This is a genomic window from Streptomyces sp. NPDC002092, assembly GCF_053593775.1.
Genome location: NZ_JBSFDG010000003.1, coordinates 53575 through 74706, shown reverse-complemented (window position 1 = coordinate 74706; position 21132 = coordinate 53575). Strand labels below are relative to the sequence as shown.

The following is a 21132-nucleotide window of genomic DNA, read 5'->3' as shown; positions in this document are numbered from 1 at the left end:
CCTCCGGGCTAGAACGGCAGCGGCCGCCCGTGCACCACCTCCAGCCGCGACACCGCCCGCGTCAGCACGACATACAGCCGGTGCAGCCCGCGCGCCTCCCCCTCCGCGATCGCCGCGGGCTCGACGGCGACGACATGGTCGTACTCCAGTCCCTTGACGAGCGCCGCCGGTACGACGGTCACGCGGGCGCCCAACTCCTCCGGTCCCGCGGCCCTGATCCCGGCCGCGCCGAGCGCCTGTGTCACCCGGTCCACATCGACGTCGGCGGCGACGACCCCGACCGATCCCTCATGCCCGATCGCATCGCGTACGGCGTCCACGACCGCACCCGGCAGATCGGCCCCCGCCTCCCGCACCCTCAGCTCGCCGTCCCTGCGCAGGGACCGCCCCGCCGGAACTTCGACGTCCAGCCGCTCCAGCAGTCGGTTGGCGAGTGCGACGACGGCCCGCGGCACCCGGAACCCGGTGGTCAGCGGCACCACGGCCGCGTCCGGTTTCCCCAGGTGCCGCAGGACCGTGTCCCAGGAGCGCGCCGCCCAGGGCGTGGTCCCCTGCGCCAGATCGCCGAGCACCGTGAGCGACCCGAACGGCGCGCGCCGCGCGATGGCCCGGCACTCCATCGGGGAGAGGTCCTGCGCCTCGTCGACGACGACATGGCCATAGCCCTCCGGATGCGCGACGAGCCCGGCGACCTCGTCGAGAAGCACCAGGTCGGCGGCCGACCAGCGAGCCGACTTCCACGACCGCGGAGGCTTGGCCCACAGCAGTGCCCGCTGCTCGTCGTCGTCCAGCAGCCCGTCGGCGGCGACAGCCAACATCCGTTCATCTGCGAGTATTTGGGCAACGACCTCCTCGGGCCGCACCCGCGGCCACACGGCGTCGACATACGCCCCGACCGCCCGCGCCCGCGAGATCTTCTGCACCCAGGCGTTCGACTGCGGCCCGGCCCGCCGCTCGGCCTGCGCCTGAATGCACCGCACGACCCGCATCCGCACCCGCTCACGCCCGATCCCGTACGGCGGCTCCTCACGCCGTACGCCCTCGACGATCCGCACGAGTTCGCCGGCCCCGACCCGCCACCGGTACGAACCGTCGTCCACGGAAAGGGGCTCGACCCCGTCACCGGACACATGCGCGTACAGCGCCCGGCGCAGCACCTGAGCCATCCGGGCGTCGTGCTTGACGACGGCGGCCCGCTCGCTGTCGGTCGCCCTGACCGGGTGCGCGGCGATCTCCTCCTGGAGGGTCGACTGCCGTACGCCGGTCTCGCCGAGGGCGGGGAGCACCTGGGAGATGTAGGAGAGGAAGGTCCGGTTGGGCCCGAGGATGAGCAGCCCGCCGCGCTTCATGCGCTGCGGATGGGTGTAGAGGAGGTAGGCGGCCCGGTGCAGCCCGACGGCGGTCTTTCCGGTGCCGGGAGCGCCCTGCACGCACACGGAGACGCCCAGGTCCCCTCGTACGAGGTCGTCCTGCTCGGGCTGGATGGTCGCCGCGATGTCCCGCATGGGGCCGACCCGGGGCCGTTCGATCTCCCGGGCGACGATGTCGCTCGCCCGGGACTCGCCCCGGTCGAGGTGCTCGTCCTCCAGACCGGTGAGGTCGGCGGAGTCACCGCGGCTGCCGGGGGCCCAGCCGAACCTGCGCCGGACCGCGACGCCCTGCGGGTCGCCGGCGCTCGCCTGGTAGAAGGCGCGGGAGACGGGCGCCCGCCAGTCGACGACGAGCGGCGGGGCGGCGACGTCCTCGCTGATCCGCAGCCGGCCGATGTGCAGCGACTGCTCGGCGGTGTCCAGCCGCCCGAAGAACAACGGCCCCTCGGGCAGCTCCCGCATCTCCTTCGCCCGACTGCGCAGCCGGTACCCCAGCACCTCGGCGTCCGCACCGGAGGCGGAGACGTCCTCGCCGGTGACGACCTGCTCCTGGGCACCGTCGACCATGGCGCCGAGGGCGCTGCGGCAGCGGTCGTGATGGGCGCGCTCGCGCAGAAGGGACTCTCTCAGGGCGGGCGGGGCGGGATCGGCTGACGTCATGGACACGAGACTACCCAATTAACGTAACCGAGTTAAATATTTTACGGAGTCTCACTCGCTTGCTCGCTCAGGCGAGGTGCGGCAACCCGGCCGCCAGCACTCCGAACGCCCGCTCCGCCGCGGCCACGGCATCCGCCCGTACGTCCTCCACCCGCTCCCCCTCGGCGATCCGCCGCCAGTTGTCCATCGCGAGAATCCGCTGCACGGCAACGATCTGCCCGGCGGCGAGCCGCCCCTCCAGCCCACCGCCGAGGGCCTCGGCGAGCGCGGCCTCGGACCGTTCGAGGTGGGCGTAGGCGCGGGCGACCAGCGCGGGGGTTCCGTACAGCAGGGTGTGGAAAGCGAGCACCGCGGGATGGTCGTTGAGCCCGGTGACCGGATCACCCCGCTCCAGCCCGTCGAGAAAATGCCGCCGCAGCGCGGCGAGCGGCGCGGACCCCTCGGCGACGACCCGGGCGGCCTCCCCCTCGTGATCGGCGATCCGGTGCAGGACGAGATCCTCCTTCGCCGGGAAGTACCGAAAGAGGGTCGGCTTGGAGATCCCGGCGGCTGCGGCGACCTCGGCGACGGAGACGGCGTCGAATCCGCGCTCCAGGAACAGCCGGATGGCGATGTCCGACACCGTCTGATACATCCGCTGCTTCTTGCGCTCGCGCAGGCCGATCTCGCTCATGGCACGAGCGTACGGGTGTGTGTGCGGGGCGGGTCAGGGCTGTTTGTCCAGGACGCGGGTGAGATAGGGGTTCGCCGTCTTGGGGACGGGGAGGCCGAGGGCCGCCAGCGCGGCCTTCAGGGTCTCGCCGTAGGAGTCCACGGCCCGCCGGACGTTGGGGGCGTCGAGACCCACGCCGGTGACCAGCCGGTCGAGGTCGATGTACGCGGAGCGCACGAGCTCGATGCCGCGGTAGACACGCCAGTCCCAACGCCAGTTCCGCGTGCTTGCCGCGGGCAGCTGCTTCTCCCACCGGCCGAACATGCGCTCCCTGATCGCCTGCTTGGTCGGCGTCAGGTGTATATGACGGACCAACTCGTAGAGCGGATCGCCCACGAGGGCCATCTCCCAGTCGATGATGGTCAGGGCCCGATCGTCGTCGCGGCGCACCAGGTTCCACGGGTTGAGATCGCCGTGGAGCAGGGCGGGCTCACGGCGGTGCACCTTGTGCCGGGACAGCAGCTCCTGCAGTCGGTATGCATCGGGAAGCCCGAGCACTCGGGCCAGTTTCATCGACTCCTTCGGCAGGCTCCGGACCAGATCCACGAGTTCCTGTGTCAGCCACACGTAGAAGACGCCCTGGCCGACCGTGGGGTCGATCTCGCGGTAGTCCACCTTCGTCAGTTCGCAGAGCTGATCGACGAGTGCGTCCGCCTCGTACGGAAGGAGGCCCTTGACCGGGTGGCTGGGCCGTTCGTCCGGGGGCCGTCCTTCGTAGGTGTGGAGGGCGAAGGGCTCCTCCCGGTAGCTCGTGCCGAGAGCGAAGATCCGCGGTACCGCCACGTTCGCCTTCGATGCGTGGATCGCGAGCAGGACAGCGTGCTCGTTCAGGTGCCGCGCCTCCCTGGGGCAGACCCCGGGGAGTTTGCGCCGCACCACAAGGGGGTGGTCCGGGTGGCGCGGTACCTGAACCACCGTGTTGAGATGCGCGGTCCCCTTGAACACCCGGTCCGCCGCAGCGGCACCCTCGGCCAGCAGGGCGTCGCGCACATCGCTCTCCTGGAAACCATCAGGCAGGCTGACACGCTTGTCCCGCGTCCAGTCGAACGCCTTCGCGATCCAGTCGCGGCCGCTGACGTTACCGTCGTGGCGAGCGGCCAGCCACCGGAACAGCGCCCCCGAAATCTCGTCCTCCCTGGGCACCCGCCTGAGCCGGAGCGGCTCCGCCGCCGCCTCCAGCGCCCGGCGCACCTCGACCGTCGCCTCGTCCAGGCTCTTCTGGGTGAACGACAGCTCCAGCGACTGCGCGGCCCGCATGACATCCGGGTACACGGACTGCGCACGCTCGAAGTCGACGTAGTGGCGCAGATCGGAGGCGATGCCGTTCCCCGCACCGGGACGGTGGCGCCTCATGGCCGTCTCCCACGCGTCGATCACCTCGTCCCACTGGTGGGACGGGTAGCGCATACGCACCAGATGCGTCGCAAGGTCGTGCAGGGGATCCCCATAGGTCGCCAGTTCCCAGTCGACGCAAACTATGGGGGTGCTCCCGGGCTCGTAAGCCATGATCACGTTGTCGCGGTGCAGATCCGCGTGGAGCAGGTGGTAGGGCCGGCGGGCCATGGTGGGAACCCGGTCGGCGAATCCGAGGAGGGCTCTCTCCGGGATGCCGAGCGCCTTGAACAGACCTCCGTACCGGGCCCAGTTGCGCTTGCGGATCTGCTTGTCCGCCTCCAGGGCCAGGGTTTTCAGGAAGGCCTGGCTGTCGGTGTCGTCGGCGGGCCAGGCGGCAGGCAGCGACGGCAGCGCGGCCCGCCGTACCTGTGTCAGCCGGGCGAGCAGTTCGGTCAGCGCCTTGATCAGCAGGCCGTCGACGGGCTTACCGTTTCCGCAGATGGTGGACAGCGCAACGCCGTCCGCATAGCTGTGGATGGCGAATCCCGGGGCACTGTGCAGGCACCTGGGCACATGGGGCAGGGAGTCCCGCACGGCGTCGAGCACCGCCGCCTCGGACTGCCAGGTCCTGATCACCACGGGAAGGACGCCGGTGCGCCTTATCCGGACCATCACGGATGTGCCGGGCTCCTGGCCGACCAGGCGTGCCACGTTCTCCGACAGCCGGTGAACGTAGTTCAGGTTGTGATGTCCGTTGGACACCTGTGCCTTCGACTTGGCATCCGTGACGAACGCCAGGAAGGCAGCGGTTTGGTCGACCAAGGGTCGCTCCGGGTGACTCACGTTCGGTTGGGGAGAACACTTTGGCACCGTGTGATGTGCCGAACGACCGGAGTGGCGGTGGAGTGAGCACAGAGGGGTGGTTTGCCACTCATCCGCGTCAGGTCGTTCGAAGTCGGCTTGTACGCCTTCCCATATACGCACGCACGGGAGCGGTTGCTCGCACGATTGCGGCATGCTAGCGCACGGCTCTTGACCTACTCGGCAAGATGCGTCCAGACGGAGTCGAACCACTCCCGCATGCTGTCGACGAAAACGGTCCCCTCGGATTTCGGGTCGTCGGCGTCCTTGGCGTGATGCGTGAGAGTTGCGCCGAGACCCAGTACGTCGAGAGCGGCGACCTCTTCGCCGTCGTCGAGCATGATCTGCCGCTCTATCACCTTGTACGGCCCGTGCAGCGCCTCGACGCCGTTGACCAGATAGAGCTTGAACGTCGGGATCAGCGGCACACGCCGGATCTCAATGGATACGGACGGTACGAGCTTCTGGGTCTCCAGGTCCCTGAACAGCCTGGTCAGTGCCGCCGTGTAGTCCCGCGTGATGTTGTGCAGCCGATCCCTGAGACGCGAGTCTTTCCTGTCCCCCTTGACCTGCGGATACGGCAGGACAAGGGACTCGGAGGGCAGCAGCATGCGCAGGGCGATGCGCTGGGGAGCGATCTCGCGCCTGGGGATCCGCTCTGCCTGGAGCTGCATGTGCGCACTCAGCGACTCCGACGTCAACGTGTAGACGTCCAGGGCGACTTCGGGCTCCTCGAAAGCCCTGTCGAGCAGGGAATCGATCGTCTCGGTCACCGCATGCGGCCGGGGCTGCGAGGGCTGCGGACCTGGTGTCTTCACCACGCGTGAGCCGCTGCCCTGACGGGACTCGATCCACCCTTCATCAGCCAGCTCCCGCAGCACGCGCTGAACGGTGTCCCGGGACACCCCGAACTCCTCGGCCAGATCGCGCTGGGACGGCAGGAAGGAGCGAAGCGGATAGGTGTTGTCGACGATTCGAGCACGCAGTTGAGTGGCGACCCGGTGGAACGCCCTGCCGCCTACGTCACTGCCCTGCCGTTCACTCACACGGCGACCGTACCGCCGACCGGCCGCCGACACACCACTTTCAGTCAAGTCGCCTGTTACTCCGCCTAGTTGATTAGGGATCAATCAGGCAGGGCACATCCACATTACGACAACCGGTCCAATTGGACCGCAGACTGGACCGCAAACCGCAAAGTTCCAGGACAATGGCAGGAAGGTGGAGGGGCATGCTCCTGTTATCGGCACTCCGGGAGGCCCTCGGGCTCACCGTGGGATCCCTGGTGGCGGCAAAGCTGGGCATGCTGGGACTGCTGCTCCTGAGCACCCTCGCCGTGGGTATCCGTGCGCGTCACCAGGGGCTCGCCGTCGGCGCCGCCGTCATGCTCGTGCTGCTGATGACTCAGGCCTGAGCCCTGACCACCTTAAGCACCGGCTCCAGCGACTCCACCACCGTGGTGGCGCCCGCCCCGCGCAGCAGCTTCTCCTTGTGCTCGTTACGCGCGTAGCCGAGGAAAGGGATCCCGGCTTTGCGGGCCGCCTCGCAGTCGGTGGGGGTGTCGCCGATGAACAGGGCGCCGGTGGGGGCCACGCCCATGGCTGTCAGGGCGCGGTTGAGGTAGTGGGGGTGGGGCTTGAGGTACTGCAGGTCGTGGGTGCGGCCGTAGATGTGCGGCAGGAAGCAGTCGAGCAGGCCACGGCCGGCCAGGTAGGCCTGGACGACCTTCGGGGAGTTGTTCGTGGCTATCGCCAACCGTGCGCCGACCGCCGTCCAGGTGCGGATCAGCGGGTCGGCATACGGGGTCGGCTGGGCCTTGGGGACCGCCCGCAGTTCTTCCTGGGTGAGACGTTCCTCCACCTCCAGCACCAGGTCACTGTCGGGGTGCCGGCGGTCGACCGCTCGCAGTACGGCATGGGGGTCCTCGGTGTCCCGCTCGTCCTCCGTGAGGAGATCGTGCAGCCCCCGGCCTTCGAGCCAGTCCACCAGGTCGGTCGCGACCCCCTCGGCCGAGTGCCCGGCGAACAGCCGGCAGATCGGTCCGTCGAAGTCCCAGAGCACGACGCGGGCGTGCCCGATCAGCTCCTGCAGTCGCTCGGTCTGTGCCGCCATCGGATCAGTCTGCGTCGTATCACTAGTCACTAGGAGAGTGTCAGGTCCGTCGTGATGGTTTCCCAGAGGGCGTCGAACCACTTCTGTGATTCCTCCACGAACGCGGCGTCCCGTTGGCCGCCCTTTCGCTCGAAGGAGAAGAGGAGCGACTTGCCGCCGAGGGCGTCGTACATCTCGAGGGTTTCGCTGTCCCACTCCTCCTCCCGTTTGGTGATCATGTAGTACCCGATCAGCGCTTCAGAGCCATTGAGCAGGTAGAGCTTGACGGGCGGGGTGAACGGCAGCGCGCGGAAGGTGACCCGGACGTCGATGCCGTGCGTGGCGCGCAGGGCTTGGAGGTTGTGCTTCAGGACCTGGCCCTGGGCATTGCGCTGGGCGAGCCAGCGTTGGTGGACCGGGTCGTCGTCGCCGCGGCCGTCGACCGGCACCGGGAAGGCGAGCGTGATGTCCCGGGACGGCAGCAGGATGCGGACGTCGACCGACTCGGGGCGTATTTCACCCGCGTGGATGCGTCGAAGTGGCTCGCCGAGCGCCAGCATCAGCGTCTCGGCGGTCAGACAGGCGGCGTCGACTCGCACGTGCTGCACCGAGAACGCCTCCGTCAACCGCGGCGCCAGCCCCACCATGGTCGGCTGCGGCTCGCCCCGAGTGGGCGCCGGCGGCTCCGCGATCCGCGGTGGGCTTCCCTTGCTGACATTGCTGAGCAACCCGTCTTGCTGGAGGGCGCGCAGGGCCTGGCGGACCGCGCCGCGTTCCACGCCGAACTCGTCCGCCAGTTCGGCCTGGGTGGGCAGGCGGTCTCCGGCCTTGAGGTCACCGTTGTGGATCCGTTCCCGCAGGATGTCGGCGATCTCCTGGGGCGAGATCCTTCTGCTGCCGTTCACTGCCACGTTCTCCTGGGTCACGACCAAACGCTACAACTCGGATCCATCTACCGGGAGTTGTTTGTGACTTGTTTATAAGTAGCTGCCAAGTGGGGATAACTTAGCTGAAGTTGGTTGCCAACTTGGTTCAGTTGGTGGAAGTTTTGCTTCCCTTGAATCCGCCTCACCCCCACGCACCGTCCCGCCCGCGAAGCCCGAAGGGGGAACCACCATGCCCGTCCTCGCCCTCCTCTCCGCCGTCTTCGTCGTCGGCATCGAGCAGACCGTTCAGTGGAAGTACGGCGTCACCGGCATCATCGGTCTGCTGCTGCTCACCATAGGTATCAAGGCGAAGAACCCGGCCGTCAGCTCCATCGGGGCCGTCGTGCTCGCCCTGCTGGTCGCGGGGCCCGCTCTATGAGCGTAAGGCGACCCGCGGCCCGACCGGCCGCTGTCCCAGTCGCTGTGGGAGACGTCAGCCAGTGAGCACAAGCTCCGAACTGATCGTCTCCCACAGTGCGTTGAACCACAGGTGCGACTGCTCGACGAAGGTGGTGTCGCGCAGGCCGGCGCCCTGTTCGAAGGCGAACAGCATGGACTGGGTGCCCTCGGCGTCGTACATCTCCAGGTGCTCGTGGTCGATCTCCTCCTCGCGGCGCGTGAGCGTGTAGTACGCGAAGAGCGCCTCCATGCCGTTGAGCAGGTACAGCTTCACGGGCGGGGTGAAGGGCAACGAGCGGAAGGTGACGTCGACGTCGATGCCGTGGGTGGAGCGCAGAGCGAGCAGGTTGTGCCGCAGGACCTGGACCTGGGCGTTGCGGTGGGAGACCCAGCGGCGTTGCAGCCGGCCGTCCATGGCCGCGTCCACCGGCGTCGGGAAGGCCAGGTCGATGTCGCTGCTGGGCAGCAGGAGGCGGACGTCCACCTTGGCCGGTTTCAGCTGTCCGGCGTGGATCTGGCGCAGCGGTTCGCCGATCGCGAGGGTGAGGGACACCGAGGTGAGGCAGAGGGCGTCTATCTCCACGTGCGGTGCCGCGAACGCGGCCGCTATGCGCGGGGCCAGCGCCACCATGGTGGGCAGCGGCGGGGCTCCGGGGCCGGTCGGAGTGGAGCCCAGGCCCAGGTCGGGGGCCACGGTGGCGGGCGCGCCCTTGGAGACGTTGGTGAGCAGGTGCTCCGACTGCAGGATGCGCAGCGCCTGGCGTACGGCGCCGCGCTCGACGCCGAACTCGTCGGCCAGCCTGGCCTGGGTGGGCATGCGCTGGCCGGGACGGAGCTCGCCCGACCTGATCCGGGCACGCAGCTCGTCGGCCACTTCTCTGTGGGACTTCTGTGGCCGCTGCGACCTCTTCCGCCCATTGGCGGAGTCGTGTTTCGGGTCCACGACCGAACACTACAACTTCCCGCCATCTTTTGGCAGTTCCAGGGAAGGTGGTTATAAGCCGCTTCCAAGCGGAGATAAGTACAGGGAAGTTGGTCGCCAACTTCAACAACATGGTCAAACTTCAGGAGGGTTGGCCGTAACCAGGGGTCCGCATCCCTGTCCCGAAGGAGGGACCGCCATGCCGCTAGTCGCCCTCGCCGTCGCCGCTCTCGCCGTCGGATTCGAGAACCTCGTCCAGTGGAAGTACGGGCCGATGGGCATCATCGCCTTCGCCGCCCTGTCCATCGGACTCAAGGCCAGGAACACCACGATCAGCGGCATCGGAGCGGTCATCCTCGTGATGCTGCTCGCCCAGTCCGGCTGAGCCCCGGCGAGCCCGACGGGTTCGCCGAGCCAGGATCCGGCTGACCGGGCTCCCTTCCGGAGGGGAGCCGGGAGCCCGGCCAGTCTGCACCAAGCGCACAGCCACAACTGAACACCGACAACTGAACAGCTTCACCAGTACAGCCACAACTGAACAGCACGACCCGTGAAAGGCACGGTCACAACTGAAGAGCACAGCTACGGATGAGTCATCAGTCGTCGTCGGAAGGAAGGGGGCTCAGAACATGTCCGGGCACCAAGGCCGCCTGGACGTACGCAGCAGGGCGTCGGCCACTCGGGCGGCGCCCGCTCGTTCTTCCTGCACCCGGCCCAGCGCCGCGAGCCGCACGACCGACTCGTCGCCCAGCCACAGCCGCCCCAACTCGGCGATGCCGAGGGTGAGTTCGGCGCTCTCCGTGGTCGGCGTGCAGGAAGCGCCCTGCGCCGACACCTCCAGCCGGTAGCGGCCGCCCGCCAGGCCGGCGCGGTCGGCGACCTCCAGCACCAGGGAGCCCGACCCCTCGTACGTCCGCGACTCCAGCGCCCGTACGACATCCAGGATCCGCACCCACAGCCAGTCGGCCTGCGAAGTGATACGGGCGGACCTCGGGTCCGGGAGGAGGAGGGGGAGGAGGTCGTCCGGGGCCCGTTGGCCGCTCTTGACCTGGGTGACCCAGTCGATGGAGCAGAGATAGCTCCACAGGGCGCGCTCGGCGGCCGGGGTCGCCGCGATCAGGCTCCGTACGGTCGCCGTGTCCAGGGGCTGCTTGGCGTCGCCCCACTTGTCGTCGACCTCGTAGGCGACCAGGCCCTCGACCTCGCCGTCCGGGGCGCGGTACACGGCGAAGAACGGCTCGGTCCACTTCGGGTCGACCTGGACCTCGCCCGTGTGCTGCTGCCACCAGCGGTCGCCGCGGGTGACGGCGCCGGGGGTGGTGCGGCGGACGCGGTCGTGGAGTTCGGGGCCGAGCTTGCGTACGTCCTCGGGGTCCACGAGGTCGACACGGCCGCCGTCGGCCGGGCCGGACCAGCGGGGGTCGAGGCCTGTGCGCGGGACGTCCACGGTCCACTCGGCGGCCGTGGTGGCGGGGCCGAAGCCGTAGCGGCCGTAGATCGGGTACTCGGCGGCGATGAGCGTGGCCACGAGGTCGCCGCGCTCCTTCGCGGCCGCGAGGTCCCGGTTCATCATGCGGGTGAGCAGGCCGCGGCGGCGGTGGGTGGCGGTGACGGTGACCGCGGAGATGGCGTTGGCCGGGACGGGGGTACCGCCTACTGCGGTGACCTGCTGCTCGAAGGAGCGGAAGGTTGCTACGCAGCGGGGGCCGTCGAAGGCGCCGATGTATCGATTCGGCTCGAACTGGGGGCGGCGGGCTTCGAGTTCGGGTTCGCCGACCTGGGGCTGCTGCACGAACCCGACTTTTACGGCGCGGAGCCACTCGGGGAACTCGGGCTCGGTGATCGGGCGGACGTCGATGTCGGGGTGCGCCTGGGTCATGGGATCACGGTAGGTGCAGCGTGGGGTGGTGTCGCGTGGATTTTCCTCGCCCCCGCCGCCCCTACCCTTCCCGTCCCCAGGGGCTGCCGCCCCTTCGACCCCGCCAGGGGCTCCGCCCCTGAACCCCGGCGGGGACTGCGTCCCCTGCACCGCTCGCAGGGCTCCGCCCCTGCACCCCGTTTCGGGGCTCCGCCCCGGACCCCGATCGGCCTGAACGGCCTCGCCCTCAAACGCCGGACGGGCTGTGAGATGCGGGCCCGTACGCCGGACGGGCCGTGAGATGTGGGCTTCGCCTGGTCCGGCGCTACGTCGGGCACGGCCCGCGGGTGGTACCGCCCGGCGCGGGGTACGCAACGGCAACCCGGCGCCCCCGTTGTCCGCCTCGAAGGGCCACGGTGGTCAGGTGAGCAGGTCGTCGACCTGTGCCTCTCCCTCGCGGTAGCGGCGGGTGATTTCGCCGCTGCAGTCGTCCGTTGTGCGTTGGAGGCGTTGGCGCCTGAGGGACACCTGTTGCTCGTAGCGGACGAGTCGGCCCATTGCCGTGTTCAGTTCCAGGTCCGTGCGGGCGGCCAGGTCGGAGAGTTCGACCTCGGCGAGCATGTCCGCGGCCAGTCGGCCGTACTCCTCGTTGTACGGCGTTCCCAGCGTCACATGCCGGGCGGAGGAGCGGTGGCGGGCCGGGGCGTCCGTGAGGATCTCCGGGAGCCGTTCGACCACGGAGCCCGCACCCGCCGGGGAGCGGCGGGCCAGTTCCGCCCGCAGGATGTCGATACGGCCCTGCAGCAGCCGCCGTACATAACTGAGGTCGGCCTCCTCGCGCTGGGTGTCCCGGCGCAGGGTGCGCAGCTCGGGCAGGCTCAGCAAGGCCAGGTCGTGCATGGGCGGCCCCGCGGGCAGTTGCGGGCCGCCCGGGCCCTCGCCACCGCCCCCGCCGGTCGCGCTGTCCGGGCTGTCCGTCCGCTGAGTGGGCGGACGCATCGGCGTTCGCTCCCCCGTACGAATCAATGAGACTGCCCCAGGAGGCTGCCCAATACTCGATGTGCTCATGTGCCTCAACCGTCCCCTCGACCGGCGTGTGCAAGCATCGTGCCACCCCAAGTGGCCGCTATGTGACCGAGTGCCCCCGATCGGCCCCAGATGGGGGGTTAAGGATCAATAAGAAGCCCTCCTCAGCCCCCTCGGACCTGATTCCGGGCGCACGGCATGATGGGTTCATGCGTGCAGTGGTGCAGAGAGTGGACGGCGCGAGTGTCGTCGTCGGCGGCGAGACGGTCGGCGAGATCATCGGCGAGGGGCTGTGTGTCCTCGTGGGGGTGACGCACGAGGACACCAAGGAGAAGGCCGCCCAACTCGCGCGCAAGCTGTGGTCGATCCGCATGCTCCAGGACGAGAAGTCCTGCAGTGACGTCGATGCGCCACTCCTGGTCATCAGCCAGTTCACGCTGTACGGGGACGCCCGCAAGGGACGTCGTCCCACCTGGAACGCCGCCGCCCCCGGCGATGTCGCCGAACCCCTCGTCGACGAGGTCGTCGCCCAGCTGCGGTCCCTCGGAGCGACGGTCGAGACCGGGCGCTTCGGCGCGCAGATGCGGGTCTCGCTGACCAACGACGGACCCTTCACCGTGCTCGTGGAGATCTAGCGCCGGCCACTGCGCCTACGGTTCTACGACCGTCTCCTGCGCGGCCGCCGTGTCCCCCGCCACCAGCCGCGCGTCCACCGGCACGTTGCGCTTCACCAGCGCCAGTGCGACCGGGCCCAGCTCGTGGTGGCGTACGGAGGTCGTGATGAAGCCGATCTTGCGGCCGTCGGGGTCCTCGTCCGCGAGGCGGATCTCCGTGCCGGGGGTGGGGAGGTGGACCTCGCTGCCGTCCAGGTGCAGGAAGACCAGGCGGCGCGGCGGCTTCCCCAGGTTCTGCACCCGCGCCACCGTCTCCTGGCCCCGGTAGCAGCCCTTCTGGAGATGCACCGCCGTACCGATCCAGCCCAGCTCGTGCGGGATGGTGCGGTGGTCGGTCTCGAAGCCCAGCCGCGGGCGGTGGTGTTCGACGCGCAGGGCCTCGTAGGCCAGGATTCCGGCGGGCGGGCCGGCCTTCTCCGCGTACGACTCGAGGTCCGTGCGCGGGAGGAACAGGTCGCGGCCGTACGGCGTCTCGCGTACGGCGACGCCCTCCGGCACCTCCGCGATCGAACCGGCCGGCAGGTGCACGACCGCGAACTCGGCCGTCCGGTCGGCGACTTCGACCTTGTAGAAGAACTTCATCGACTCCAGGTACGCGATCAGTGCGTCCTGGGTCCCCGGCTCGACATGCGCCCAGACCGTCTCGCCGTCGTCGACCAGATACAGCGCATGCTCGATGTGCCCGTGCGCGGACAGGATCAGCGCCTCGGTGGCCTGGCCGGCCGGGAGGTCGCTGACGTGCTGGGTGAGGAGCAGGTGCAGCCACATCAGGCGGTCCTCGCCGGTGACGGTGACGACCCCGCGGTGCGAGAGATCGACGAAGCCGGTGCCGTCGGCGAGGGCGCGCTGCTCGCGGAACAGTTCGCCGTAGTGGGCGGCGACGCCTTCGTCCACGCCCTCGGCGGGGACGGCGCCGGGCAGGGACAGGAGGGGGCTCTTCATATGCCCAAGCCTACGACTCGGTAGTTGAACTCTTCAGCGAGCAGTCCCGGCATCTGCCGAAGATCGCGAAGTGCTTCATGTCCGTCTCGAAGCCGAACTCCCGCCGCAGCTTCGCGGTGAACTCGGCGGCCACCGACACATCGGCCTCGATCACGTTCTGGCAGTCCCGGCAGACCAGGTGGATGTGGTGGTGACGGTCGGCGAGGTGGTACGTCGGTGCCCCGTGCCCGAGGTGGGCGTGGCTGACGAGGCCCAGCTCCTCCAGCAGCTCCAGCGTCCGGTAGACGGTGGAAATGTTGACCCCCGACGCCGTCTTCTTCACTTCCGTGAGGATGTCGTCGGGGGTCGCGTGCTCCAGGGCGTCCACGGCTTCGAGCACGAGTTGCCGCTGCGGCGTCAGCCGGTAGCCGCGCTGCCTGAGGTCGCTCTTCCAGTCGGTGCTCACCACACCGAAGAGTCTAGAACTACTTGTACTTGTCAGAACTACCTGAAAAACGCGACGGGGCTGCTCGATGCGGCCGGACTACTTGAAGAACGCGATGCCGTCGTCCGGCATGTCGTCCGGCAGGGCCTTGGCCCAGCGCTCGACGTCCTCCGGGGTGACGACCTTCTTCAGGTGCGCCGACATGTACGGGCGCAGCTCGACCTCGGGGGTCTGCTTCTCGCCGACCCACATGAGGTCGCTCTTGACGTAGCCGTACAGACGCTTGCCGCCGCTGTACGGGCCGGAGGCGGCCGTCCGGGCCACCGCGTCCGTGACCAGGTCGATCTGCGGCTTCTTGTCGGCCATCTCGCCGTACCAGATCTCGACGACGCCGTCGTCGCGGACCATCGTCACCTCGACCTTGCGGTCGGCGTCGATGCGCCAGAAGCCGTGCTCGGACTCCAGCGGGCGGACCTTGTTGCCGTCGTTGTCCAGCACCCAGGTGCGGGACTGGTACTCCAGGAAGTCCCGGCCGTCATGGCTGAAGGTGACCTCCTGCCCGAAGTTGCACTTCTCGGCACCGGGGAAGTCGTGCACGCCCGCGCCCGCCCAGCTGCCGAGCAGGAAGGCGAGGGGGACGAGGTCCTTGTGGAGGTCGGACGGGATCTCGATCATGGGTCGGCAGTTCCTTGGTGGGACCTTGATGGGGGTCAGCGCTGGCCCTGGTACAGCTTCTTCACGGTCAGCCCGGCGAAGGCGAGGACGCCGACGCAGACCAGGACCAGCAGGGCTTCGAAGAATGCCTCAAGCACGGGGTGCTCCTTGATGAGCTGAGGATGGGCGGTACACAAAGGCCGGGCCCCAGCTTACGCGGCCGGGGCCCGGCACTCCTTGTGAGGTACGCCCAAGCGGGACTCGGGCGGACGTCAGCCGAGCAGCTCGCTCTGCAGGGCCACCGTCTGCCGGAACGGTACGGCCTGCGCCGCGCCCTTCCTGGACTGCAGGATCACCGCGAGGACGTCACCGGCGGAGAGGTATCCCTGCCGGGTCTGCTCGGCGCCGCGCGGCCTCTTCTCGATGTAGACGGAGTAGTTGACGTTGTGGTCGTGGGCCTCGGCCGGGAAGTCCGTGTCGAAGACCAAGCCGTCCGTGCCGCGCAGCGGATGTCGGGGGCCGTCGATCGGGGCCTCGTGGGAGAACAGATCTTCGACGACCTCCGCCGTGCCGAACTGCAGCAGGTAGACGCGGGTGCGCGTGCCGTCCGGTGTGGTCCAGCCGCGGGCCGCGATGTGCCGCAGACCACGGTCGACGAACTCCTGCCGCAGGTCCTCGCGGGCGGACCCCGGCGGGTACTCGGCCAGGAAGTCCTTCGTCGCCAGCCAGCCGTCCTTGCCGCGCAGCTTCTGGTCCTGCACGGCTCCCTCGGGTGCGGGCAGGACGAGTTCACGCAGGTCGGCGTAGTGGGCACCGGCCGTGTTGTCCTCGGCGAAGGGCCCCGGGCTGCCGGAGGGCAGCGGCGGCCTGACGAGCGTCGGGTAGTCCCAGCGCCCGTCCGACTGCGTCGCCAGTCCCGGTACGTCGGTCCGCTTCATCGACGTGATGCCGTACGCCGTGCCCGCACCGGCCGCCGCGAACACCACGACGGCGGCGGTCCAGCGCAGGGCCGCGCGCAGGAGGCGGCGGTTCTTCTTCGCCGGGGCAGGGGCCGGGTCCTGGACCGGGGCCGGTGGCTCGTGGGACGGGACCACGACGGCCGGCGGCTCGGCCAGCACTGCCGGCTCGGTGTGCACGACGGGCTCGGTCTGCACTGTGGGCTCGGTCTGCTCGGTCATACGGCCTCTCCGGGCTCGGCGATGCGGTCGAGCTGGTCCTTCAGGAGCTCCGCGATCCCCTTGGAGTCGAACGGCTTGACTCCGTCCGCGGTGACGGTGACCAGCACGTTCCCCCGGTAGGCGGAGCAGAACATCGCCTCGAGGTCCTCGCCGGAGTCCTTGGGCGGCAGGAAGCACGCGGCTTCCTTGTAGCCCTCGACCTTCGGGCCCTTGCGGAAGACGTCGAGCCTGTCGAGGAACTCGTTCTGGGACGCCGAGATGTTCCGGACGGCGGCCCTGTCCTTCATCTGGGACAGCTGGATGTTCACGGCGACGGCGGTGTCCGAGAAGAACTCGCTGCCGGCCCCCTTGACGTAGCTGCGCATCGCCATGCCCTCGATGTGCTGCTTGTCGATCAGCTTCTCCAGCTGTCTGCGCTGGGTACGCGGCAGGTTCCGCAGCGACTCCTTGCGCAGGGCGGTGGCCTGGGCACCGCTGAGCTCGGTGTCGGCGGCGAAATTGCCGAGGTCGGGGCCGCGTTGCCAGCCGTCGGTGTAGGTCAGGAGCATCCCGGAGAGCCCCTTGGCGCGGGCTTTCTTCTCGCTGTCGGCGCTCTTCTGCTTCGGGAACTCCCAGACGGCCGCACCGGCGTCGCGATCGGCGCCGTTCACGGTGACGACGGTGTAGCCGACGCCGACGGCCACTGCCACGGCGAGCAGGGCGGACCCGGCGACGGCGGCGACACGGCCGCGACGGCGGGGCTTGCCGACGGGGGCAGCGGGCTGCTCGGAAGCGCCGGTGGGCTCGACCGGCTCAACCGGCTCGACCGGCTCGACCGGCTCGACCGGCTCGACCGGCTCGCTGACGTTCTCGCTCACAGCCGCTCCATCTGCCGCTCGGCCAGGTCCATGATCCTGGCCTTGGTGATCGGCTTGGTGTCGTAGATCCAGACCTCCATGGCGATGTCACCGCGGTAGGCGTGGGCCTCCGCGCTGTACAGCGGCACATAGCCGGCCTTGGTGTCCGGACGGTTGTGGACGTACGCCATTCCGCTCCCCGTCCCGGGGACGGACCAGCTGTCGGTGGCGGACTTCCGGTCCGCCCAGTACCGGCTGTTGTCGCTGGAGTGGGCGGCCTCCAGGGCCTCCTGCTGGCGGAACTGGACCAGCCGGATCTCCACCGTCTGTCTGCCGTCGGTCTCCCAGCCGGTGACGGCCGCGCGGCGGAACTCGTCGCGGACGAGGTTGCCGAACATGGTGCCGGGCTTCTCGAAGTCCTCGGCGTACTCGGTCAGGTCCATCCAGCCGTCGCCGCCGCCCAGCCAGGCCGCCGTCTTCGCGCCGCCCGGCTTCTTCAGCAGCAGCTTGCGCAGGTCACCGTCGGTCTTGACCTGGCGGTCCTGGGCGGCGGAGAGCGGCTCGGGTGCCTTGCCCGTCGCCTGGGCGAGCTTCGGCTGGGACAGCGGAGGCAGGGCCGTCGGGCTGCGGTCGGCCTGGATCAGATAGCCGGTGCAGGTGCCGGTGACCACGCCGAGGAGTGCGGCGCCGGCGATGAGCAGAGCGGCGCGGCCGCGGCGGCCGGGCACGGCGGGCGCATCCGGCGCAACCTCCGCAACCTCCGCAACCTCCGCAACCTCCGCAACCGGGGCTTCGACCACCTCTTCGGGTACTTCCAACACGTCCCCCCACAAACTTGAAGCGCGCATTCCGTACGCGCGCTCACAGGAGACCCATGGGCGACACCGCTGGTTGTAGGGGCGTTGATTACGATTCGGCCATGGCGAAGAAGCTCGTGATCAAGGTGACGGCGGGGGCCGATGCGCCCGAGCGGTGCTCGCAGGCGTTCACGGTGGCGGCGGTGGCCGTGGCCAGTGGAGTCGATGTCTCCCTGTGGCTGACCGGCGAGTCCGCATGGTTCGCCCTGCCGGGCCGCGCCGCCGAGTTCGAACTCCCGCACGCGGCCCCGCTGCCCGACCTGCTCGACGCGGTCCTCGCCGCCGGCCAGGTCACCCTGTGCACCCAGTGCGCGGCCCGCCGGGACATCACGGAGAAGGACGTCATCGAGGGCGTACGGATCGCGGGGGCGCAGGTGTTCGTTCAGGAGGCCCTGGGGGACGAGACGCAGGCTCTCGTCTACTGAGACGGTCTACGGAGCCGGTCTACTGAGCCGGACCCCTGGGGCCGGCCCACCGAGCCGCTAGGGCCTCGGGCGCTTCTTGCCGTCCAGCTCGTCCCACCACTCGTCGGACTTCGGGTCGCCGGATGGATCGTCCCACCAGCGGTCGTCCGGTCCCCGGCGGTTGGCGACCATGGCGGCCACCGGGGGGATGACCATCGCCACCACGCACATCCCGACCGCCACCGGGACCGACCAGATGCGTACGACTCCCCAGGCCAGGACGAACAGCGTGATGCAGGTGCCCATCATGGCGAAATAAACGTGACGCCGACGTGCCAGCATGCTTCCAGCGTAGGCCCGGGCACACCGGTTCGGCGCGGACGCCGAGTCCTCAGACACCCGCAGCTGCAGGGCCGGCCGCCCCGCACGCCGAAGGGCCGCACCCCGGAGGGTGCGGCCCTTGGACGGTCGGCGGGTCAGACCGCGATCGCGACCTCCGCGAGGCCGCCCTGCTCGGCGACGACCGTGCGGTCCGCGGTGGCGCCGGGGACGAGGGCGCGTACGGTCCAGGTGCCCTCGGCGGCGTAGAAGCGGAACTGCCCGGTGGCGGAGGTCGGGACCTCCGCGGTGAACTCTCCGGTCGAGTCCAGCAGGCGCACGTAGCCGACGACGGGCTCGCCGTCCTTCGTCACCTGGCCCTGGATGGTGGTCTCACCGGGCTTGATCGTCGAGGCGTCCGGGCCGCCGGCCTTCGCTCCACACATGTCTTTCTCCAAGAGGGGTCTGACCGGAGGAAGGCCGGTCGGGATTTGCGGGTGGGGTCTTACTTGTTGGCGCCGAGCTCGATCGGGACGCCGACGAGGCTGCCGTACTCGGTCCACGAGCCGTCGTAGTTCTTGACGTTCTCGACACCGAGCAGCTCGTGCAGGACGAACCAGGTCAGGGCCGAGCGCTCACCGATGCGGCAGTAGGCGATGGTGTCCTTGGACAGGTCCACCTGCTCCTCGGCGTAGAGCTCCTTGAGCTCGTCGTCCGACTTGAAGGTGCCGTCGTCGTTGGCGTTCTTCGACCACGGGATGTTGCGCGCGGACGGGACGTGACCCGGACGCTGCGACTGCTCCTGCGGCAGGTGCGCGGGAGCGAGCAGCTTGCCGGAGAACTCGTCGGGCGAACGGACGTCGACCAGGTTGTGCGAGCCGATCGCGGCGACGACGTCGTCACGGAAGGCACGGATCGCCGTGTTCTGGGGCTTGGCCTTGTAGGTGGTCTCGGTGCGCTCCGGGACCTCCTCGACCAGCTCGCGGGCGTCCAGCTCCCACTTCTTGCGGCCACCGTCGAGCAGCTTGACGCTCTCGTGGCCGTACAGCTTGAAGTACCAGTAGGCGTAGGACGCGAACCAGTTGTTGTTGCCGCCGTAGAGGATCACCAGCGTGTCGTTGGCGATGCCCTTGGCGGACAGGAGCTTCTCGAAGCCCTCCTGGTCGATGAAGTCGCGGCGGACCGGGTCCTGAAGGTCCTTGGTCCAGTCGATGCGGATCGCGTTCCTGATGTGGTTCTTCTCGTAGGCGGACGTGTCCTCGTCCACCTCCACGATCGCGATGTTCGGGTTGTCGAGGTTGGCCTCGACCCAGTCGGCGTCGACCAGGACGTCGCTGCGGCTCATGCTCTTTCTCCTCCGGGGCAGTTGCGGCGGGGCGTGCGGGTTGCCTCCGGCGGTGGGGCCGGGGTCGCGCACGGGTGCCCATGGCAGGGCGGCTGGGGATGCGGAGGTCTGCGCCGTCCGCTCAGAAGGTGCGACAGAGCATGGCGGCGACACGGCACAGGTCTACTGCCCGCCGCTTCGTGAGATCCGCCTGTCGCTTCATAGGTCCCGATCGTAGGGACGGACAGCGGGGCGTGTCACCGGCATGTCGTATGGTGAGATGCGATCGTCCGCCATGTGAGATACGGTCGCCGGTGGAACCACCCTGGCAGGGCTCCGGGGCGGATGCACCGGTCGTCACATCTGCCGTGCGGACGTCCACGTCTCACTCCTCGGACACTCCGCGTCCACCGCCCGTCGTCCTACCCCGCCAGCTTGACGTTCGAACCCTTCACCGTGATCTCTACGCCATTCGTCGCAGCCTGCACACTGTCCAGCTTCACACCGCCGGGGAGCTGGTGGATGGTCTGCTGGAAGTCGGTGATGGCCCGGATGCGGGCGTCCGCGAGGTCGACGACCAGTTTGGGCAGGTTGTCCGCGTGCACCTTGACGGAGTCACCGTCCACGGTCACCGAGCTGAGCACGGGGTACGTCTGTGTGGCGCCCGCGGCGGTGACCTTGATGTCCACCTTGATCTTGCCGTTGCCGCCGTCGGAGAGGCCGACGACCTGGGCGTTGATGCCGGGGAAGATCTGCGTCGGCTCGGACTTGGCGGCCTTGAGGAGTTCGTCGTAGGCGATGGTGGCGGTGCCCGTCGCGGTGGCGGCGGTGGCGGAGCTGTAGTCGCCGGAGAACTTGACGCCCTTCATGTCGGCCTTCAGGTCGTCGATGCGGATCGCCTTCGGGCCGCCGTTGCCGCCGGTGGCGGTGCCGGTGTCGGCCTCGTAGTCCTTGATGCCGATCTCGACGTCGTCCAGTTCGCCGGAGGCGGCCTGGGTGAGGAAGGGGAAGCCCTTGATGGACACGTCCGGGGTGGTGGCGAGGTTCTCGGTGGTCTTCACCTTGTCCGCCGCCTGGTTCTCGGCGAAGTGGACCGCTACGCGGTCCGCGATCACGAAGAGGCCGCCCAGGACCACGACGACGATCAGAAGTATTCGCAGGGCGCGCATGCGGTGTTTCCCCCACCTGGGTGGACAACGGTTGTGACGGCCGGGTGGCCGTCCAGCGCGAGCGTAACCCTGCGGGGGGCTTTGGCCGGGGAATTGTCGATCAGCTGTGACAGGGGTGCCGGTGGTGGTGCGGGCCGCGCCCCTGGGGGCTGCCGCCCCCAGACCCCCGCTTCCGGCCCTTGAAGGGCCTCG

At 69.2% G+C, this 21132-nt stretch carries 24 protein-coding genes; 5 read left to right on the top strand and 19 right to left on the bottom strand.

From position 1 onward, the window contains the following. Positions 1-8 precede the first annotated feature (8 nt). From ACWCRD_RS07720 to ACWCRD_RS07705, 4 genes are all read right to left on the bottom strand, one after another. Complete coding sequence (locus ACWCRD_RS07720; protein ID WP_450965033.1) at positions 9-2030, bottom strand: HelD family protein; 2022 nt, start codon at positions 2028-2030, stop codon at positions 9-11. Between the two features lie 67 nt (positions 2031-2097). After that, positions 2098-2703 carry a TetR family transcriptional regulator gene (locus tag ACWCRD_RS07715; RefSeq protein ID WP_450965032.1) on the bottom strand — a complete coding sequence of 202 codons (606 nt, stop codon included), beginning with the start codon at positions 2701-2703 and terminating at the stop codon, positions 2098-2100. 33 nt (positions 2704-2736) lie between these two features. Then, a complete protein-coding gene (locus ACWCRD_RS07710; protein WP_450965031.1) occupies positions 2737-4899 on the bottom strand; it encodes a phosphotransferase in 2163 nt (720 codons plus the stop codon). 215 nt (positions 4900-5114) lie between these two features. Beyond that, positions 5115-5984, bottom strand: coding sequence for a GntR family transcriptional regulator (locus ACWCRD_RS07705; RefSeq protein ID WP_450965030.1), 870 nt, complete (start codon positions 5982-5984; stop codon positions 5115-5117). 185 nt (positions 5985-6169) lie between these two features. Between ACWCRD_RS07705 and ACWCRD_RS07700 the strand changes: the two genes are divergently transcribed. Beyond that, entirely contained in the window at positions 6170-6352 is a 183-nt protein-coding gene (locus tag ACWCRD_RS07700) for a hypothetical protein (RefSeq protein ID WP_450965029.1), read from the top strand. Here ACWCRD_RS07700 and ACWCRD_RS07695 read toward each other — a convergent pair. Together ACWCRD_RS07695 and ACWCRD_RS07690 are read right to left on the bottom strand one after the other, a co-directional pair. Next, complete coding sequence (locus tag ACWCRD_RS07695; RefSeq protein ID WP_450965028.1) at positions 6343-7131, bottom strand: HAD family hydrolase; 789 nt, start codon at positions 7129-7131, stop codon at positions 6343-6345. The two genes, ACWCRD_RS07700 and ACWCRD_RS07695, sit on opposite strands and share 10 nt — an antisense overlap. Further along, the gene (locus tag ACWCRD_RS07690) at positions 7080-7961 is read right to left on the bottom strand and encodes a GntR family transcriptional regulator (protein ID WP_450965027.1); all 882 of its coding nucleotides are present in this window, start codon (positions 7959-7961) and stop codon (positions 7080-7082) included. Before ACWCRD_RS07690 ends, ACWCRD_RS07695 begins: the two co-directional genes overlap by 52 nt. A 184-nt stretch (positions 7962-8145) precedes the next feature. On the opposite strand from ACWCRD_RS07690, the gene ACWCRD_RS07685 reads away from it, so the two are divergent. Next, on the top strand, positions 8146-8334 hold the full coding sequence (locus ACWCRD_RS07685; protein ID WP_030941504.1) for a hypothetical protein: 189 nt from the start codon (positions 8146-8148) through the stop codon (positions 8332-8334). Between the two features lie 54 nt (positions 8335-8388). Here ACWCRD_RS07685 and ACWCRD_RS07680 read toward each other — a convergent pair whose 3' ends face one another. After that, positions 8389-9228: a winged helix-turn-helix domain-containing protein gene (locus ACWCRD_RS07680; RefSeq protein ID WP_450965026.1), complete on the bottom strand. Its 840-nt coding sequence runs from the start codon at positions 9226-9228 to the stop codon at positions 8389-8391. A gap of 247 nt (positions 9229-9475) precedes the next feature. On the opposite strand from ACWCRD_RS07680, the gene ACWCRD_RS07675 reads away from it, so the two are divergent. Then, entirely contained in the window at positions 9476-9661 is a 186-nt protein-coding gene (locus ACWCRD_RS07675; protein ID WP_450965025.1) for a hypothetical protein, read from the top strand. Positions 9662-9898: 237 nt separating this feature from the next. On the opposite strand, the gene ACWCRD_RS07670 is transcribed toward ACWCRD_RS07675, so the two are convergent. Further along, entirely contained in the window at positions 9899-11155 is a 1257-nt protein-coding gene (locus tag ACWCRD_RS07670; protein ID WP_450965024.1) for a GNAT family N-acetyltransferase, read from the bottom strand. Between the two features lie 399 nt (positions 11156-11554). Further along, complete coding sequence (locus tag ACWCRD_RS07665) at positions 11555-12202, bottom strand: RsiG family protein (protein WP_450965023.1); 648 nt, start codon at positions 12200-12202, stop codon at positions 11555-11557. A gap of 167 nt (positions 12203-12369) precedes the next feature. Here ACWCRD_RS07665 and dtd point away from each other — a divergent pair, with 167 nt between their 5' ends. Further along, positions 12370-12795 (top strand): D-aminoacyl-tRNA deacylase, encoded by a 426-nt coding sequence (dtd, locus tag ACWCRD_RS07660; RefSeq protein WP_450965022.1) that lies wholly within the window; start codon positions 12370-12372, stop codon positions 12793-12795. Positions 12796-12810: 15 nt separating this feature from the next. On the opposite strand, the gene ygfZ is transcribed toward dtd, so the two are convergent. The 6 genes from ygfZ to ACWCRD_RS07630 all read right to left on the bottom strand — a co-directional run bounded on the left by ygfZ (position 12811) and on the right by ACWCRD_RS07630 (position 17716). Then, positions 12811-13776, bottom strand: coding sequence for a CAF17-like 4Fe-4S cluster assembly/insertion protein YgfZ (gene ygfZ / locus ACWCRD_RS07655; protein ID WP_450965021.1), 966 nt, complete (start codon positions 13774-13776; stop codon positions 12811-12813). Between the two features lie 10 nt (positions 13777-13786). Then, the gene (locus ACWCRD_RS07650) at positions 13787-14224 is read right to left on the bottom strand and encodes a Fur family transcriptional regulator (protein WP_099929821.1); all 438 of its coding nucleotides are present in this window, start codon (positions 14222-14224) and stop codon (positions 13787-13789) included. Between the two features lie 75 nt (positions 14225-14299). Next, positions 14300-14875, bottom strand: a complete 576-nt coding sequence (locus ACWCRD_RS07645) for an FABP family protein (protein WP_344399504.1) — start codon at positions 14873-14875, stop codon at positions 14300-14302. 251 nt (positions 14876-15126) lie between these two features. Next, positions 15127-16032: a hypothetical protein gene (locus ACWCRD_RS07640; protein ID WP_450965020.1), complete on the bottom strand. Its 906-nt coding sequence runs from the start codon at positions 16030-16032 to the stop codon at positions 15127-15129. Then, positions 16029-16889 (bottom strand): hypothetical protein, encoded by an 861-nt coding sequence (locus ACWCRD_RS07635; RefSeq protein WP_450965019.1) that lies wholly within the window; start codon positions 16887-16889, stop codon positions 16029-16031. The genes ACWCRD_RS07640 and ACWCRD_RS07635 overlap by 4 nt, the downstream gene beginning before the upstream one ends. After that, positions 16886-17716 carry a hypothetical protein gene (locus tag ACWCRD_RS07630; RefSeq protein ID WP_450965018.1) on the bottom strand — a complete coding sequence of 277 codons (831 nt, stop codon included), beginning with the start codon at positions 17714-17716 and terminating at the stop codon, positions 16886-16888. Before ACWCRD_RS07630 ends, ACWCRD_RS07635 begins: the two co-directional genes overlap by 4 nt. Before the next feature lie 71 nt (positions 17717-17787). Between ACWCRD_RS07630 and ACWCRD_RS07625 the strand changes: the two genes are divergently transcribed. Continuing rightward, a complete protein-coding gene (locus tag ACWCRD_RS07625) occupies positions 17788-18150 on the top strand; it encodes a DsrE family protein (RefSeq protein WP_450965017.1) in 363 nt (120 codons plus the stop codon). Positions 18151-18207: 57 nt separating this feature from the next. On the opposite strand, the gene ACWCRD_RS07620 is transcribed toward ACWCRD_RS07625, so the two are convergent. The 4 genes from ACWCRD_RS07620 to ACWCRD_RS07605 form a co-directional block, all read right to left on the bottom strand. Beyond that, positions 18208-18471, bottom strand: a complete 264-nt coding sequence (locus ACWCRD_RS07620) for a DUF3099 domain-containing protein (protein WP_099929824.1) — start codon at positions 18469-18471, stop codon at positions 18208-18210. A gap of 134 nt (positions 18472-18605) precedes the next feature. Next, positions 18606-18893 (bottom strand): DUF1416 domain-containing protein, encoded by a 288-nt coding sequence (locus ACWCRD_RS07615; protein ID WP_030052146.1) that lies wholly within the window; start codon positions 18891-18893, stop codon positions 18606-18608. Between the two features lie 59 nt (positions 18894-18952). Continuing rightward, positions 18953-19792, bottom strand: coding sequence for a sulfurtransferase (locus tag ACWCRD_RS07610; protein ID WP_450965016.1), 840 nt, complete (start codon positions 19790-19792; stop codon positions 18953-18955). A gap of 401 nt (positions 19793-20193) precedes the next feature. Then, positions 20194-20940, bottom strand: coding sequence for an LmeA family phospholipid-binding protein (locus ACWCRD_RS07605; RefSeq protein ID WP_450965015.1), 747 nt, complete (start codon positions 20938-20940; stop codon positions 20194-20196). Positions 20941-21132 lie beyond the last annotated feature (192 nt).

Excerpts from the sequence above, each read along its gene's own strand:
- ACWCRD_RS07645 (WP_344399504.1), bottom strand. The coding sequence starts at position 14,875 with ATGATCGAGATCCCGTCCGACCTCCACAAGGACCTCGTCCCCCTCGCC.
- ACWCRD_RS07630 (WP_450965018.1), bottom strand. The coding sequence starts at position 17,716 with ATGCGCGCTTCAAGTTTGTGGGGGGACGTGTTGGAAGTACCCGAAGAG.
- ACWCRD_RS07610 (WP_450965016.1), bottom strand. The coding sequence starts at position 19,792 with ATGAGCCGCAGCGACGTCCTGGTCGACGCCGACTGGGTCGAGGCCAAC.
- ygfZ (WP_450965021.1), bottom strand. The coding sequence starts at position 13,776 with ATGAAGAGCCCCCTCCTGTCCCTGCCCGGCGCCGTCCCCGCCGAGGGC.
- ACWCRD_RS07715 (WP_450965032.1), bottom strand. The coding sequence starts at position 2,703 with ATGAGCGAGATCGGCCTGCGCGAGCGCAAGAAGCAGCGGATGTATCAG.
- ACWCRD_RS07675 (WP_450965025.1), top strand. The coding sequence starts at position 9,476 with ATGCCGCTAGTCGCCCTCGCCGTCGCCGCTCTCGCCGTCGGATTCGAG.
- ACWCRD_RS07700 (WP_450965029.1), top strand. The coding sequence starts at position 6,170 with ATGCTCCTGTTATCGGCACTCCGGGAGGCCCTCGGGCTCACCGTGGGA.
- ACWCRD_RS07640 (WP_450965020.1), bottom strand. The coding sequence starts at position 16,032 with ATGACCGAGCAGACCGAGCCCACAGTGCAGACCGAGCCCGTCGTGCAC.
- dtd (WP_450965022.1), top strand. The coding sequence starts at position 12,370 with ATGCGTGCAGTGGTGCAGAGAGTGGACGGCGCGAGTGTCGTCGTCGGC.
- ACWCRD_RS07720 (WP_450965033.1), bottom strand. The coding sequence starts at position 2,030 with ATGACGTCAGCCGATCCCGCCCCGCCCGCCCTGAGAGAGTCCCTTCTG.
- ACWCRD_RS07615 (WP_030052146.1), bottom strand. The coding sequence starts at position 18,893 with ATGTGTGGAGCGAAGGCCGGCGGCCCGGACGCCTCGACGATCAAGCCC.
- ACWCRD_RS07685 (WP_030941504.1), top strand. The coding sequence starts at position 8,146 with ATGCCCGTCCTCGCCCTCCTCTCCGCCGTCTTCGTCGTCGGCATCGAG.
- ACWCRD_RS07620 (WP_099929824.1), bottom strand. The coding sequence starts at position 18,471 with ATGCTGGCACGTCGGCGTCACGTTTATTTCGCCATGATGGGCACCTGC.
- ACWCRD_RS07670 (WP_450965024.1), bottom strand. The coding sequence starts at position 11,155 with ATGACCCAGGCGCACCCCGACATCGACGTCCGCCCGATCACCGAGCCC.
- ACWCRD_RS07605 (WP_450965015.1), bottom strand. The coding sequence starts at position 20,940 with ATGCGCGCCCTGCGAATACTTCTGATCGTCGTCGTGGTCCTGGGCGGC.
- ACWCRD_RS07625 (WP_450965017.1), top strand. The coding sequence starts at position 17,788 with ATGGCGAAGAAGCTCGTGATCAAGGTGACGGCGGGGGCCGATGCGCCC.
- ACWCRD_RS07665 (WP_450965023.1), bottom strand. The coding sequence starts at position 12,202 with ATGAGCACATCGAGTATTGGGCAGCCTCCTGGGGCAGTCTCATTGATT.